Raw genomic sequence first — 14809 nt, forward strand, 5'->3', positions numbered from 1 at the left:
TGACCGCTGACGCGACGGAGGACGGGCATGGTCGATATTGCTACCCGGGTCTGGAACCACAAGTGGAAGATCGATCCGATCGTCCGCTCCCTGATCGATACGGATTTCTACAAGCTGCTGATGTGCCAGTCGGTGTTCCGCAACAAGCGCGACACCGAAGTGACATTCTCGCTCATCAACCGGTCGACCCATGTGCCGCTGGCCGAACTGATCGACGAGGGCGAGTTGCGTGAGCAGCTGGACCACATCCGGTCGCTCAGCCTTACCCGCGGCGAAAGCACCTGGATGCGCGGCAACACCTTCTACGGCAAGCGCCAGATGTTCACGCCAGAATTCATGGACTGGTTCGAGAACCTGCGCCTGCCTCCCTACCACCTGGAACGGGTGGGCGATCAGTACGAGCTGACATTCGAAGGCAAGTGGCCCGAGGTCATGCTGTGGGAAATCCCGGCGCTGGCCGTGCTGATGGAACTGCGCGGGCGCGCGGTGCTGCATGATATGGGGCGGTTCGAATTGCAGGTGCTTTATGCGCGGGCGATGACCAAGCTCTGGCAGAAGGTCGAACACCTGCGGCAGGTGCCGGATCTGCGGATCGCCGATTTCGGCACCCGGCGCCGGCATTCCTTCCTCTGGCAGGACTGGTGCGTGCAGGCCATGCTGGAAGGGCTGGGCCCCAGTTTCGTGGGGACGTCGAATTGCCTGATCGCCAAGAACCGCGATCTCGAGGCCATCGGCACCAATGCGCATGAACTGCCGATGGTCTATGCCGCCCTGGCGGGGGATGACGCCGAATTGGCGCGGGCGCCCTATGACGTGCTGGCCGACTGGCACGAGGAACACGAGGGCAACCTGCGCATCATCCTGCCCGATACCTACGGCACCGAGGGGTTCCTCAAGCGCGCGCCGGACTGGCTGGCGGGCTGGACGGGCATCCGCATCGACAGCGGTGATCCGGCGGCGGGGGCAGAGGCCGCCATCGACTGGTGGAAAAGCCGGGGCGAGGATCCGCGCAGCAAGCTGATCATCTTCTCGGACGGCCTGGACGAGACCAAGATCCTGGAACTTTTCAAACAGTTTACGGGGCGTGTCCGCGTCTCTTTCGGCTGGGGGACGCTTTTGACAAATGATTTCCGGGGACTTGTCGAGGACGACCGCCTGTCGCCCTTCAGCCTGGTCTGCAAGGCGGTCAGCGCCGAGGGCAAGCCGACGGTGAAACTGTCGGACAACCCCAACAAGGCAATGGGCCCGGCGGATGAAATCGCGCGTTACAAGCGTGTCTTTGGCGTCGGCGAACAGGAGGCGATGGAGGTCGTCGTCTGACATCCGCCGCCATGACGGCCGCGGGAGGGATTGAGAGCAGTTATTTTCTGGCCGGCCAGGGACCGGCCCCGTTCCACAGGGGTTTGCCTCGATGAAATACCGCCCGGAGGTCGACGGCTTGCGCGCCGTCGCCGTGTTGCCGGTGATCCTCTACCACGCCGGGTCCGAGGTCTTTTTGGGGGGCTTCGTCGGCGTCGACGTGTTCTTTGTCATCAGCGGCTATCTCATCACCGGTCTTTTGCTGGAGGACATGGACGGGGGACGATTCTCGCTCTGGCGGTTTTACGAACGCCGGGCGCGGCGCATCCTGCCGGCGCTGATCGCGGTGATCCTGCCCTGCCTCGTGCTGGGCTGGTTCGTCATGCTGCCCGACCCCTACGAGAACCTAGGACAAAGCGTTGTCGCGACCCTGGTCTTTGGCAACAACCTGCTGGTCTACCTGACCAGCGGATATTGGGGCCCGGTCGGAGAATTCCGGCCCTTGCTGCACACCTGGAGCTTGGGGGTCGAAGAGCAGTTCTACGTCGTGGCGCCCTTGGTGCTGTTCGCGGTGTGGCGGGTCGCGCGGGGCTATCTGCTGCAGACGGTACTGCTGCTCTGGGGCATCAGCCTTGCCCGCAACCTGTCGCTGACCTGGACGGACTGGGACTATGCGTTCCTGATGATCGACACCCGGGCCTGGCAATTGCTGACCGGCGCGGCGGTGCTGCTGGCAGAGCGGCGCGGCTGGTTGGCTGGCAATGGCTGGCTGGCCTGCGCCGGGCTGGTGGCCATCGGCGTTTCGGTTTTCGGGTTCAGCGTCGACGTCCCCTATCCGGGCTACGCGGCCTTGCTGCCAACCCTCGGCGCGGCGGCGGTGATCGGGTTCTCGGGCGCCGGTTCTCCGGTTGGGCGGCTGCTGTCTCTGGCGCCCCTGGTCGGGATCGGCCTCATTTCCTACAGCCTGTACCTCTGGCACCAGCCGGTCTTTGCCTTCACGCGCATCCTCAGCCACACGGAACCGCCGCTGATGCTGCTGGTCGCGCTGCTCGGTCCTGTCTTTGTGCTGGCCTGGCTGTCCTGGCGCTTTGTCGAGACACCGTTCCGCGACCGCTCGCGTGTGCCGATGCCCATTCTGTGGCGGACGCTTGGCGGTGCATCGGTTCTGCTGTTGGGGGTGGGCCTTGCCACCTACCAGTTCAAGGGGTTTCCCGCCCGTATGGTCGACCGCGCGCGATTTGAACCGGCCGATGTCTACCGGGCCTACAACACGCGCATCTTCGGCTACCGGGCGCATGAGTTCGAAGACAACAACCGCCCCGACGTCCTGGTGATCGGCAACAGCCAGGCGCGGGATTTCATCAATATCCTGATCGAGGGCGGCTATGGCGACAGCGCCGACATCGTCTATCGCGACGACTATTTCCTCTGCGACCCCGACCGGCAGTCCGCCGAAACCGCGGATCTGTTGAGGCGCGCAGACGGAGTGATCTTTGTCACCTACTGGCTGACAGAAGCATGCTGGGACAGGGTCGCAGCGTCCGGCCTTCCAGAGCGGCCCGGCATCCTGTTCGTCGGGCCGAAGGTCTTTGGATACAACCTGAACGTCTTTGGACGTGTCCCGCCACAGGACCGACCGCAAGCGCGGGTCCAGGTCCTGCCCGAAACCGTGGATTGGAACGACTGGCTGCGCACGAAGATCCCCGAACCGATCTACCTGGACATCCTCCGCAGCTTTTCGAAGGACGGAAAGACACTGCCGGTCTTCGACGCGAACGGGACGTTCCTGTCAGGCGACCGCACCCATGTGACCCGCGCGGGCGCGGTGTTCATGGCGCGGCCCTTGCTGGACACGCCGCAATGGCGGCGGTTCCGCGATGCGGTGGGCTGGCTCCCGGACTAGGCGGTGCCCGTCACAACCCCCCGGCCTGCCGCAAGGCGCGCGGCAGGTCGCCCTCGACCCGGAACAAACGCCCCGAGGAGATGTTGGAGAGTTCGGCAAGCTGCCCCGCGTCCGCATCCCCGAAGGCGACAACCTGGATCGGAACATCCTTGGTAAAGGCAGTCTGATCCCGGTAGGCGAGCAACGAAATGCGGCTTTCCGTGTCGGACGGTCCGGCGGCGAGGACCACGATCCTGGGCTGGTAGTCGGTGATCGCACCGTCCACGGCATAGGGGCTGATGGCCTCGAAAGCCTCGTAGACGGCGTAATACATGTCCAGACCACCCGTGGCTTGCAGGTCGCTGAACTGTCGCAGGGCGGACTGGACCGCTGCTGCGTCGTCGCCCTCGATCACCATCGGATCAAGGATGTTGTTGTTGTAGGGAATGACGATGCTCACGTCCTGCGGGCTTGGCTGCAGCAGCCCGGTCATCGCGTCTTTCAGGTCGGTGATGGGTTGTCCGTTCATGGCGCTGGAGACATCCAGCACCCAGACTGTCAGAGAGGGTTTGCGCAACTCCGTGTCATAGAGCGCCAGCGCTTCGGAGATCACGGAGGCCTCGGGCCGGGGCATTGGGACGATGGCACGTGCGGGGTCGATGCCCCAGCCCGGGTTCCAGATGGATGTGTCCAGGTCGTCCGCTGACGCGGTCAGCGGTTCGGCGACCGACCCGGCCCGCCAGCCCAGTCCCGACAGGATGATCCGCGCGTCCTCGGTCCCGAGAAAGGCCTGTAGCTCGAGGAACTTGGCTTCCTTGTCCTCGTCGCCATCGGTTAGCATGCCCAGCGGGGCCTCCAGCACGGGCTGCGCTCCGGGCAGGTAGAGCACTTGCAACGGTTCGATCCCCTTGGCCGCCAGTTTCCGGTTGGCAGCGATGACCTGCGCCTCGCTTGCAAACAGCGCGTCGAAGGCGTCGTCATTCGCCACCAGTGTCTCTGTCAGCGGGCCCGAACCGCCGGAGGTTCTGCTCATCCGGTCCAGCAGCGCACGCATCTCGTCGCGCAGGTCCTCGTCTGCCAGGTGCTCTGCCGTCAGCACGTCCCCGGTGCCCGAGAGTGTGTGCCACATGCCCAGGTAGGTCGCGATCCCTGCGCCGGATTGCGTGGCCGAGGGCATGGCAAGGCGGAACTTGCCCTCACCGGCGGCCTCCCCGATCTCCTGCAGGGTGAGGTCGGTTCGCCCGGTCCACCCCAGGGCCGTTGCCGTCGAGTTTCGCAGCGCCAGGACGACGGGGGAATGATGGACGGGCGCTGCGTAGCGGACGCCACCGCTGTCGCCAAGCGTCAGCCAAAGCGAATCCGCCGGCCAGACGGCGTCGTATTCGCCAACCGCCCCTTCGGACAGGTCGCGCGCGATCTCGGCGGAACCGCGATAGGTAAAGCTCAGCTCGGCATTGTTGTCGTCGGCCCAGTCCACCAGGGCAGGCTCAAGGGCGCGGTTCGCCGGATCGGCCAGGACATGCAGCGCGATACGCGGGGCGAAGGCGCCGAAATAGATCAGCAAGAGAACGACCAACAGCGCGTTCAGGGCGACGAATATGGCAAACAGCGTCCGCATGAATTGGATCCGTGAAAACTTCTGACCGCATCGTATCCTGCGGGGCGTGGAATGGAACCCGTTTGTGCCTTTTCTAAGCAGGGGCACGGCGCTATGCACGGGGGGCTTTTGGAGGTGAGAATGACAGCGATCAAGCCGCAGCCCGGGATCATGGACATCGCGCTTTACGTGGGGGGCAAATCCCACGTCGAGGGTGTGACCAACGTGGTCAAGCTGAGCTCGAACGAGAATCCGTTCGGGCCAAGCCCTGCCGCGCAGGAGGCCGTCAAACGGTCCGTTCACGAGTTGCATCGCTATCCGTCCACCGACCATCGCGGCCTGCGCGAGGCGATCGGAGAGATGCACGGCGTCGACCCCGACCGGGTGATCTGCGGCGTGGGCAGCGACGAGATCATCACCTTTCTCTGCCAGGCCTATTCCGGGCCGGGCACAGAGGTTGTCTATACCGAACACGGCTTTGCCATGTACCGCATCAGCGCGCTGGCCGCCGGGGCGACCCCGGTCGAGGTCAAGGAGCGCGAACGGGTCACGGATGTCGACGCGATCCTTGCCGGCTGTACCGACAAGACACGGCTGGTCTTCATCGCCAACCCCAACAACCCGACCGGCACGATGATCGGCCTGGCCGAGATCGAGCGCCTGGCCGAGGGACTGCCCGAGCAATGCCTCCTGGTGCTGGACGGCGCCTACGCGGAATATGTCGAAGGCTACGACGGCGGCGCCAAGCTGGTCGAGCATCGCGACAACGTGGTGATGACCCGGACGTTTTCGAAACTCTACGGGCTGGGCGGGCTACGCGTCGGCTGGGGCTATGGCCCGAAAGACGTCATCGACGTGCTGAACCGCGTCCGCGGACCGTTCAACCTGTCAGGCACCGCGCTGGCGGCCGCCGAGGCGGCTGTGCGTGACACCGCCTATGTCGAGAAATGCCGGGCCGAAAATACCCGCCTGCGCAACTGGCTGGCCGAGGCATTGGCGGAACACGGCGTGCCCAGCGACACCTCGACGGCGAACTTCGTTCTGGCACGATTTGCCGACCAGGCCGAGGCCGAGGCCTGTGATCTGTACCTGCAGAGCCAGGGACTGATCGTGCGGCGGGTGGGCGGCTACAACCTGCCCAACTGCCTGCGCATTACCGTGGGCGACGAACCGTCGTGCCGGCGGGTCGCGCATAACATCGGTTTGTTCAAGGCAGGTGCGCGATGACGGTGATCTACGAACGCGTGGCGCTGATCGGCCTGGGGCTGATCGCCTCGTCCATGTTCTGGGCGATGAAACGCGGCGGCGTGGCAGGTCACGTGACCGGCTACGCCCGTTCGGATGAGACGCGAGAGACCGCGCGGCGCATCGGATTGTGCGACGAGGTCTGCGACAGCCTGGTCGACGCGGTCCGGGATGCCGATCTTGTCGTGCTGGCAACGCCGGTGGGCGTCATGGGCCGGGTGGCCGAGGAGATCGCCCCGCACCTGAAACCGGGCGCCACGGTGATCGACGTCGGCTCGGTCAAAAGGACGGTGATCGAAGAGGTCGGCCCGCATATCCCCGAGGGTGTGCATTTCGTGCCCTGTCACCCGATGGCCGGGACCGAACATTCCGGGCCCGAGGCCGGGTTTTCCACGCTCTTCGACAACCGCTGGTGCCTGATCGTTCCGGTCGAGGGGTCCGACCCTGCAGAAGTGGAGCGGATGCAGGCCTATTGGCAGGCGCTGGGGTCGAACACCGAGGTGATGGACGCCGAACACCACGACCTTGTCTGTGCCGTGGTCAGCCATATTCCGCACCTGATCGCCTATACGATGGTGGGCGTGGCCGACGACCTGCGCCGCGTGTCGGACCAGGAGGTCATCAAGTTCTCGGCCGCCGGTTTCCGCGATTTCACCCGGATTGCCGCCAGCGATCCGACCATGTGGCGCGATGTCTTCCTGACCAACAAGGATGCCACGATCGAGATCCTGGGACGCTTTACCGAGGAATTGATGGCCCTGCAGCGGGCGATTCGTACCGGCGACGGTGAGCAGCTTCACGCCTATTTCACCCATACGCGGGCCATCCGCCGTGGCATTCTGGAGGCCGGTCAGGATACTGATAAACCGGACTTTGGCCGCGTGAAGGTGGAACGGTGAAACGACTGACCCTCGGGCTTTGCTGTCTTGTCATCCTTGGATCCTGCGGTGTGCGCGAACGCGTCGGCAATGGGCTGGACGGTGTGCGCGGCGCCCTTGGCAATGCCTTCGCCAGCAGCGACGGGCGCGGGCTGTGTGGCGATCCCTCTCTGCAGGGCGAGGTCGTGGGCAGGGTTCCGGGCAAGCTGAACGGCTGCGGCATCCAGGACGCGGTGCGTCTGCACTCGGTGGGCAACGTCCGGCTGAGCCAGGCGGCGCTGATCGACTGCCCGACGGCGCGGGCGCTGGAGGTCTGGGTGCGTGAAACCGCCAAGCCGGCTGTCGGACGGCGCGGCGGCGGGCTTTCGGGTCTGAAGGTCGCGGCGCATTATTCCTGCCGGACCCGGAACAACCAGCCCGGTGCACCGATTTCCGAACACGGTCGCGGCAAGGCGATCGACATCTCGGCGGTGCTGCTCAAGGACGGGTCCGCGATCACGGTCGAGGATGGCTGGCGCAAACGTCGGGACGGCAAGGCGCTGCGCCGGATGCACAAGGACGCCTGCGGAGTCTTCGGCACGGTCCTTGGGCCGGGATCGGACGGCTACCACGAGGACCACTTCCACTTTGACACCCGGCGACATGGCAACGGCGCCTACTGCCGCTGAGGTTCTTCCGGACCGGAGGAGGATGGGTCGATGACCCATCCTACGGGCCTGACCAGAGACGCCCGAAATCAAGTACACGGGGGTATGGCGGCAACGTCCCTCCGGAGGACGCTGCCAAGGGACGTCTAGTGCCGGGGTTCTTCCGGCGATTCCGGGGCGGCATCGTCCTGGACGGGGTCCGCGGCCTCCGGGGCGATCGGCGTAACCGCCTTGGAGCCCATCAGCCCGTCGATGGTGCCGTCCATCGTCATGCCCAGTTCCTCGCCCAGCTTTTTGAGCGCCGGCATCTGCACGGCCATGCCCATGATCGAATCCAGCGCCTGGTTCACCGGGGCCTTGCCCTCGGATGACCCGGTACCGCCGTTGCCCCCGGCACCGTTCAGGCCGGAAACCTGGTGGATGCGGATCGAGTCGATCTTCTCGGCGGGCTTGACGGCCTCGGCCAGCATGCGCGGCAGGGCCTCGATGCGGGCCAGGTCGACGCGCATGGCAACCAGCGCATCCGACAGGGCATTTTCGGCGTCGTTCAGGGCGCGCGTACCTTCGGCCTGGGCCAGCATGTCCAGCTTGCGGGCCTCGGCGGTGGTGGTGATCGCGTCGGCCTCGGCCTGGGCTTCTTCGCGGCGGGCGGCGGCACGGTCGGCGGCGGCATCCTTTTCCGCCTGGGCGGACAGGCGGATGGCGGTGGCTTCGCGCTCTGCCTCGCGGGCGGCCTCGATCAGGGCAATCTGCTTGATCCGCTCGGCCTCGGCCACTTCCTTGGCGGTGGTCACCGCCTCCATCGCCTTGGTTGCCTCGGCGCGGGCAAGGTCGGCGCTGGCGCGGGCGCGGCTTTCTTCCTCGGATTTCTGCGCGATGATGATCTGGCGTTCCTGTTCGGCGACCTCCAGTTCGCGCTCCTTGGTGATCTCGGCCTCGCGAATCTTGCGTTCGCGCGCGATTTCCGATGTGCGGACGGCTTCCTCACGGGCGATGCGCGACCGTTCGGTCTCGCGCTTCGAATCCTCGGCACGGGCGGCGATCTCGGCTTCCTGGGCGGCCTTCATCGTTTCGATGCGCTGCATCTGTTCGATGCGGGCCTGTTCCTCGTCCTGCTCGATCGACAGCTTGTGGCGCGCGGCCTCCATCTCGGCCCGGCGGACGGCAACGTCGGCCTCGGCCTCGATGTTGGCACGTTCCTTGCGCGAGGTCGAAATCACCTCGGCCAGGCGGCGCATCCCGACGGCGTTGAAGGCGTTGTTCTCATCCAGCGCCTCGAAGGGGGTCTGGTCCAGCGCGGTCAGGGACACGGACTCGAGCGACAGGCCGTTCTTGGTCAGGTCCTCGGAGACGGTATTCTGCACTTCCTGCACGAAATCGGCGCGGTTCTCATGCAGGCTGTCCATCGTCATCTGGGCGGCCACGGCGCGCAGGCCGTCGATCAGCTTGCCCTCGATCATCTCGCGCAGTTGTTCGATGTCGAAGGTGCGGTCGCCCAGCGTCTGGGCGGCGCGGGCAACGCCTTCCACGGTGGGCGAGACGGAGACGTAGAATTCCACACCCACGTCGACGCGCATCCGGTCCTGGGTGATCAGCGCGGCCTCGCCGTCGCGTTTCACCTCGAGGCGCAGGGTTTTCATGTTGACGGGAAAGACCTCGTGCAGCAGCGGGACGACAAGCGTGCCGCCGTCCATCACCACCTTCTTGCCGCCGGCACCGGTGCGGACCAGGCTGACTTCGCGGGTGGCGCGGCGGTAGAGGCGGGCCAGCACCAGCATGATGAGCACGAGAAGGGCCAGAAAGCCCACGACGATAATGGCAATGAGTAGCAAGGTGTCCATTTTTGTCCCCTAAAGGTTGGAAATAAATCAGGAAAGTGCGACCAGCAGGTAGCCTTTCTCATATCGGTGGCGCAGCACCATGACCTCTGTCCCTTGCGGGATCGTTGCATCGTCGCGCAGCGGCTCGGCCCGCAGGTAGTGGATGTTGCCGTAGCGGTCGGTGACCTTGACCTCGGCCGGGCGGCCGCGGGCAGCGGTGCCCTGGGTCACGATCCCCGTGCGGCGTCCAAGGTGACGTTCCGACAGCGCCTCTGTTTCCGTCCTGGGCAGGAGGCGGGCAAAGAGCGCGCCGAACTGGCGTGCAAACCAGATCGCCGCCGCACCGGCTGGCAGGGCCACCAGCCAGGACGGGAGCGGGCCGCCAAGGAGATTGTCGGCCACGGTCTGGATAACCAGCCCGGTCAGGCCAAAGGCCAGCAGGATCGCCGCCAGCCAGATCAGCGCCGGCATCTTGCCGAAGCCCAGCCAGGCGGCCACGCTGCCCGCACCGTCGGGGGCGCCATTCGGCATATCGGCGTCCAGGTCGGGCACGTCCATGTCCAGGTCCGGCTCTGCCAGTTCCAGGTCGGCGATGTCGATGTCCGTCCCGTCCAGGCCCAGGTCGATCTCCATGTCGCCGATGTCGGGCATGTCGATATCAAGGTCCGGTCCATCGACGTCCAGCCCGTCCGCGCCCGAACCCAGAAGTGTCCCGCCCAACAGGCCAAAGACCACCTCAAGCACCAAGAGGCCGAAGAGCAATGCCAGGGCGAGGATGAACGGGAACATCCCGTCAGACAGAAGAAGATCGAACATGCCTAATCCGAAATTGTGTATACTAAGGTATACTGAGCATATGGGAACCTCACGAACCCGTTACAAGTATGTGCACAATAAACCGGCAGCGCTGCAACAGATTGATGACAGCAATCGGAAAATGCACCGGCCAAAGCAAGTCTGGAAAGCCCGACCCGGCCTGTGACCGCTGACTGGCGCCGCAGTCAGCAGCTGCCGATCCGCTGCGTCCAGTGGGCAACGTCTTCGGGTTCAAGTTCCAGCCGGACGCGGGGGACGGAATCGTCAGGCAGGTGCAGGGTCACGCCGCCAGAGCTTGGCAACACGGTGGCCCCGGTCAGGAAGCACGCGGAGCCATTTGTCCCCATCGACCTGACAAGTCCAGGCCCACGGGTGCTTGCGATCAGCGCCGCCTGGCCAGAGCGGCACAGCGTCACGCCGGTCACCGCGACGTCGGGAAACGCGCGCAACCAGACCCGGCCCGCCGCCTCTGCCGTGGTGAACCGGCGGGCGCGCGAAACGCCGGTGACCTGCATCACCACGGCAGTTCCCGCGACGCTCAGCGCAACCAACGTGATGAGACCAGGCAGCGGCATGGAACCTCCTTGACGCGTCAGTTTGCATGCCTCGCGTGCGCAGACAAAACCGACCGCGCGTCACCTTGTCCGTGATCCTGCGCCGTGTGACGGGGAAACGGGATGGACTGTTCCCGTGGTTCAATTTGAAGAGGTTCGGCCCGACGGGAGTGGACGATACGGCAAAACGCGTGGGCGACGTTTGCGAGCGGACATCCCACCGTGTCGCTTTTGAATCTTTTGCCGTTCTCGATTCGAGCTGCGCAAGGCAGGCTGACCGGGCCAAATGTGGCGGAATTTGCACGCTGTCCGGAAACAACGCCGAAATCAGAGGCGGACTGTCACGCTGTCCGGGGGCATTTTATGGAAAATAGGCAGAAAGAGTTGCTCCGCGCCCCGGTTTTGCCCATTTTCAACCTTGTCGGTGGGGGCCGGCGACCCGGAGCAACCGAACGTGACAATGACGTTTTCAGCCTTTTGCCTGATGGGCCTTGTGGCCCTGGCGTTGCAGTCCCGCCCGACGCGGGAACCCGCACTGCAGGCCGTTCGGGCAGCGGTCAAACGGCCCCCGACCGGCACGAGGCTTTAGGCCCGACCAGAATTCTCTCTCACTCTCTCTCTCCGTAAATACCCCGTTCAGCCGCCGCTGGACGGGGTTTTTCCTTGTCGGCTCGATGCGGGCAGAGGGCGTTCAGCCCTCACCGCCGCCAATCAACGCGGCCAGCACGGCGCGCGCCTCGTCAGAGGCCCAGTCCGCATCCCCGGTCAGCCGCGCGATCTCTTGCCCATCGGGGTTCAGGATCACCGTCACCGGCAGGCCCAGCACACCCATCTGCCGCGCCAGCATCGAGCGCGGATCGCGGTGCAGCGGCAGGTTGACGACACCGATCTCATCGAAGAACGCCTTCATCTTGGCGGGCGGATTGCGCGAGGTGGCGATGGTCACGACCTCGAAATTCTCGCCGCCAAGGTCCTCCTGCAAGGCCGACAGCATCGGCATTTCCTTGCGGCAGGGGGCGCACCAGGTCGCCCAGAAGTTCACGACGACCCATTTTCCCTGCCAGTCGGACAGGTTCAGCGGCTGTTCGTCGAAGGTCATGAAATCCACGTCGCCCGCGTCCTTGGGTGCGGAATGAAACACCAGCTTGCGCATGTCGCCCCCTGCCGCGGCCTTGGCGACCTCGACATCGGCAAAGGCCGGATTTGCAAGCACCAGTGCAGCGGTATACAGAGCCGCAAGCGTGAGACGTATCATAAGACCTCCGAAGGACAGTGCATGTCTGACAAGACCTCGAACCAGATGTGGGGCGGCCGCTTTGCCGCCGGGCCCGATGCCATCATGGAAGCAATTAACGCCTCCATCGGCTTCGACAAGCGGTTGGCGGCGCAGGACATCGCCGGTTCGCGAGCCCATGCCGCCATGCTTGCGGCGCAGGGCATCATCACTGATAGCGATGCAAAAGCGATCCGGGAAGGTTTGCTCACGGTCTTGTCAGAGATCGAAAGCGGCGATTTCACCTTTTCCACCGCGCTGGAAGACATTCACATGAATGTCGAGGCGCGGCTGAAAGAGGTGATCGGCGAACCGGCGGGGCGTCTGCACACGGGCCGAAGCCGGAATGACCAGGTGGCGACGGACTTTCGCCTCTGGGTGCGCGATCAGCTGGACGCCGCTGAATCCGGGCTGCTGGCCCTGATCCGGGCGCTGCTGGGGCAGGCGGAACAGGGCGCCGACTGGGTCATGCCCGGGTTCACCCACCTGCAGACGGCGCAGCCGGTGACCTGGGGCCACCACATGATGGCCTATGTCGAGATGTTCGGGCGCGATCTGTCCCGCGTGCGCGACGCCCGCGCCCGGATGAACGAATCGCCCCTGGGTGCCGCGGCGCTGGCCGGCACCGGTTTCCCGATCGACCGCCACATGACAGCCGAGGCACTGGGCTTTGACCGGCCGATGGGCAACTCCCTGGATGCCGTCAGCGCGCGTGATTTCGCGCTGGAGTTCCTCTCGGTCGCCTCGATCAGCGCCATGCACCTCAGCCGCTTTGCCGAGGAGCTGGTGATCTGGTCCTCTGCCCAGTTCCGCTTTGTCACCCTGTCGGACCGGTTCAGCACCGGGTCCAGCATCATGCCGCAGAAGAAAAACCCCGATGCGGCAGAGCTGATCCGCGCCAAGATCGGGCGCATCTTCGGCGCCAATGTCGCGCTGATGATGGTGATGAAGGGCCTGCCCTTGGCCTATTCCAAGGACATGCAGGAGGACAAGGAACAGGTCTTCGACGCTGCCGACAACTGGATGCTGGCGCTGGCGGCGATGGAGGGCATGGTGCGCGACATGAGCGCCAATACCCCCGCGCTGGAGGCGGCGGCGGCGCATGGCTTCTCGACCGCGACCGACCTGGCCGACTGGCTGGTGCGCGAAACCGGCCTGCCCTTCCGCGATGCGCACCATGTCACCGGCAGCCTTGTGGCCAAGGCCGAGGCCAGGGGATGCGACCTGCCCGACCTTTCGCTGGAGGAGATGCAGGAGGTGCATGGGAATATCGACGCATCGGTCTATGATGTTCTTGGCGTGCACAACTCGGTCCGGTCCCGGATGAGCTATGGCGGAACGGCGCCTCAGCGTGTGCGCGAACAGATCGCGACCTGGAAGGAGCGTTTGGCATGAGACTCCTCGCATTTCTCGGACTGGTGGCGCTGGCGGCCTGCGGCGCCGACGGTGAACCGGAAACGCCTGAAGGCAAGCCCGCCGGTCCGGGGGTCGGCGTCTCGATCACCGGCAAGGCCGAGGTGGGGATCACGGGCTGATGCTGCGGTGGCTTTGGCTGGCGCTGGCGATTTGGGGCGCCGTGCACCCGATGTACTACTTTGTGACCTTCCTGGCCGCGAACGGCTGGGACCTGGGGGTCATGATCGATGCCTGGTTCGTGAATGACAGCACGCGCGGGTTGACCTGGGACCTGACCATCACCGCCATCGTCCTGACGATCTGGGTGCTGGCCGAGGTGTCTGTCCGCCGCAACTGGCAAGCGCTGTTGGCGATCCCGGCGACCTTCTGCATCGGGGTCAGTTGCGGCTTGCCGCTTTACCTGTATTTCCGGTCGAAACCGGTGTGAGGAACGGCGGGGTAAACCCCGCCCTACGCCTCAGGTCTTCAGCCAGTTTGCAAACGCCGTCTTGTAGTCGGGGTGCCAGCGCGACAGCGGCGCGCGGTTCTCGGTGATGTCCTGCGCCGCCCAGAGGATGCGCTTGACGTCGGTCGCCCTGTCCACGTCGTTGTCGGGGCAGAGAATGTAGAAATCCTCGCGTCCAAGCGCCTCCAGCAGGAAATCCACCACCTGTTCCGGGGTCCATGCGTCGTCCGGCTTTTCGGTCCGGCCGCGCGCGGTGAGCGGCGTGTAGACGAAGCCTGGAATGAACAGGCGCGCCTCGGTCTGGCAGCCCTCCATGTTGCGCAGCTCGTGCTGCAGCGCCTCGGTGAATGCCTTCACACCCGACTTGGACACGTTATAGGCCGGATCGCCTGGCGGTGTGGTGATCCCCTGTTTCGAGCCGGTGTTCACGATCAGCCCCGGTTTGCCAGCCGCCGCCATGTCCGGCGCAAAGACTTGGCTGGACCGGATGATTCCCCAGAGGTTTACGCCCAGGATCTGGTCCCAGTTGCCTTCGGTGTCGAAGATCGAACTGCCCGGCTGAATACCTGCGTTGTTCATCAAGAGGTCGACAGGGCCCAGCATCTCCTCGACCTTGGCCTTGAGCCGGCGCAACTGGATGATGTCGGACACGTCCGTTTCCATTCCAAGGGCCGCGCCGGTCTCTGTCACCGCCTTTTCCAGCATCTCGCCGCGCAGGTCGGCGATGCAGACGCGCATGTCCATCTCGACCAGGCGCCGTGCCATCTCGCGCCCGATGCCGGAGGCCCCGCCGGTGATGACTGCCACATTCCCCGGTTTGATGGTCTGATGCATGGTTTTGCTCCCTTTGGCATTTGGTTGGCAGAGTAGAGTGCCGGGCGCGGTTTGTGCAATCGGCGATGGGGGCGCTGCCCCCGTCTCCCTTTGGTCGACTCCC

At 64.9% G+C, this 14809-nt stretch carries 14 protein-coding genes; 8 read left to right on the forward strand and 6 right to left on the reverse strand.

Annotated features, from left to right (window positions below; genetic code table 11):
• Window positions 1-27: 27 nt before the first annotated feature.
• Both pncB and PVW46_RS28170 read left to right on the forward strand, forming a co-directional pair.
• The gene (pncB, locus tag PVW46_RS28165; RefSeq protein WP_069211231.1) at window positions 28-1320 is read left to right on the forward strand and encodes a nicotinate phosphoribosyltransferase; all 1293 of its coding nucleotides are present in this window, start codon (window positions 28-30) and stop codon (window positions 1318-1320) included.
• Between the two features lie 91 nt (window positions 1321-1411).
• Window positions 1412-3202: an acyltransferase family protein gene (locus tag PVW46_RS28170; protein ID WP_069211232.1), complete on the forward strand. Its 1791-nt coding sequence runs from the start codon at window positions 1412-1414 to the stop codon at window positions 3200-3202.
• Window positions 3203-3212: 10 nt separating this feature from the next.
• On the opposite strand, the gene PVW46_RS28175 is transcribed toward PVW46_RS28170, so the two are convergent.
• Complete coding sequence (locus PVW46_RS28175) at window positions 3213-4799, reverse strand: substrate-binding domain-containing protein (protein ID WP_069211233.1); 1587 nt, start codon at window positions 4797-4799, stop codon at window positions 3213-3215.
• A gap of 120 nt (window positions 4800-4919) precedes the next feature.
• Between PVW46_RS28175 and hisC the strand changes: the two genes are divergently transcribed.
• The 3 genes from hisC to PVW46_RS28190 are packed head-to-tail and all read left to right on the forward strand — an operon-like array spanning window position 4920 to window position 7569.
• The gene (gene hisC / locus PVW46_RS28180) at window positions 4920-6005 is read left to right on the forward strand and encodes a histidinol-phosphate transaminase (protein WP_069211292.1); all 1086 of its coding nucleotides are present in this window, start codon (window positions 4920-4922) and stop codon (window positions 6003-6005) included.
• A complete protein-coding gene (locus PVW46_RS28185) occupies window positions 6002-6922 on the forward strand; it encodes a prephenate/arogenate dehydrogenase family protein (protein WP_043143058.1) in 921 nt (306 codons plus the stop codon). Before hisC ends, PVW46_RS28185 begins: the two co-directional genes overlap by 4 nt.
• On the forward strand, window positions 6919-7569 hold the full coding sequence (locus PVW46_RS28190; RefSeq protein ID WP_069211234.1) for an extensin-like domain-containing protein: 651 nt from the start codon (window positions 6919-6921) through the stop codon (window positions 7567-7569). The genes PVW46_RS28185 and PVW46_RS28190 overlap by 4 nt, the downstream gene beginning before the upstream one ends.
• A gap of 125 nt (window positions 7570-7694) precedes the next feature.
• Here PVW46_RS28190 and PVW46_RS28195 read toward each other — a convergent pair whose 3' ends face one another.
• The 4 genes from PVW46_RS28195 to PVW46_RS28210 form a co-directional block, all read right to left on the reverse strand.
• Window positions 7695-9389, reverse strand: a complete 1695-nt coding sequence (locus tag PVW46_RS28195; protein WP_069211235.1) for a flotillin family protein — start codon at window positions 9387-9389, stop codon at window positions 7695-7697.
• Between the two features lie 27 nt (window positions 9390-9416).
• On the reverse strand, window positions 9417-10184 hold the full coding sequence (locus tag PVW46_RS28200) for an OB-fold-containig protein (protein ID WP_069211236.1): 768 nt from the start codon (window positions 10182-10184) through the stop codon (window positions 9417-9419).
• A 185-nt stretch (window positions 10185-10369) separates the two neighbouring features.
• Entirely contained in the window at window positions 10370-10759 is a 390-nt protein-coding gene (locus PVW46_RS28205) for a hypothetical protein (RefSeq protein WP_043143063.1), read from the reverse strand.
• Between the two features lie 670 nt (window positions 10760-11429).
• Window positions 11430-11993, reverse strand: coding sequence for a TlpA family protein disulfide reductase (locus PVW46_RS28210; protein WP_274578296.1), 564 nt, complete (start codon window positions 11991-11993; stop codon window positions 11430-11432).
• Between the two features lie 21 nt (window positions 11994-12014).
• Here PVW46_RS28210 and argH point away from each other — a divergent pair, with 21 nt between their 5' ends.
• From argH to PVW46_RS28225, 3 genes are read left to right on the forward strand one after another with little or no spacing between them, the layout of a single operon-like run.
• The gene (gene argH / locus PVW46_RS28215) at window positions 12015-13406 is read left to right on the forward strand and encodes an argininosuccinate lyase (RefSeq protein ID WP_069211238.1); all 1392 of its coding nucleotides are present in this window, start codon (window positions 12015-12017) and stop codon (window positions 13404-13406) included.
• A complete protein-coding gene (locus PVW46_RS28220; protein WP_139132418.1) occupies window positions 13403-13546 on the forward strand; it encodes an argininosuccinate lyase in 144 nt (47 codons plus the stop codon). The genes argH and PVW46_RS28220 overlap by 4 nt, the downstream gene beginning before the upstream one ends.
• Complete coding sequence (locus PVW46_RS28225; RefSeq protein ID WP_069211239.1) at window positions 13546-13854, forward strand: DUF2834 domain-containing protein; 309 nt, start codon at window positions 13546-13548, stop codon at window positions 13852-13854. The genes PVW46_RS28220 and PVW46_RS28225 overlap by 1 nt, the downstream gene beginning before the upstream one ends.
• Before the next feature lie 30 nt (window positions 13855-13884).
• On the opposite strand, the gene PVW46_RS28230 is transcribed toward PVW46_RS28225, so the two are convergent.
• Complete coding sequence (locus tag PVW46_RS28230) at window positions 13885-14706, reverse strand: SDR family NAD(P)-dependent oxidoreductase (protein ID WP_069211240.1); 822 nt, start codon at window positions 14704-14706, stop codon at window positions 13885-13887.
• Window positions 14707-14809 lie beyond the last annotated feature (103 nt).

Origin of the sequence: Mameliella sp. AT18 (assembly GCF_028807275.1) — a bacterium.
GTDB classification, from domain to species: Bacteria; Pseudomonadota; Alphaproteobacteria; order Rhodobacterales; family Rhodobacteraceae; genus Antarctobacter; species Antarctobacter albus.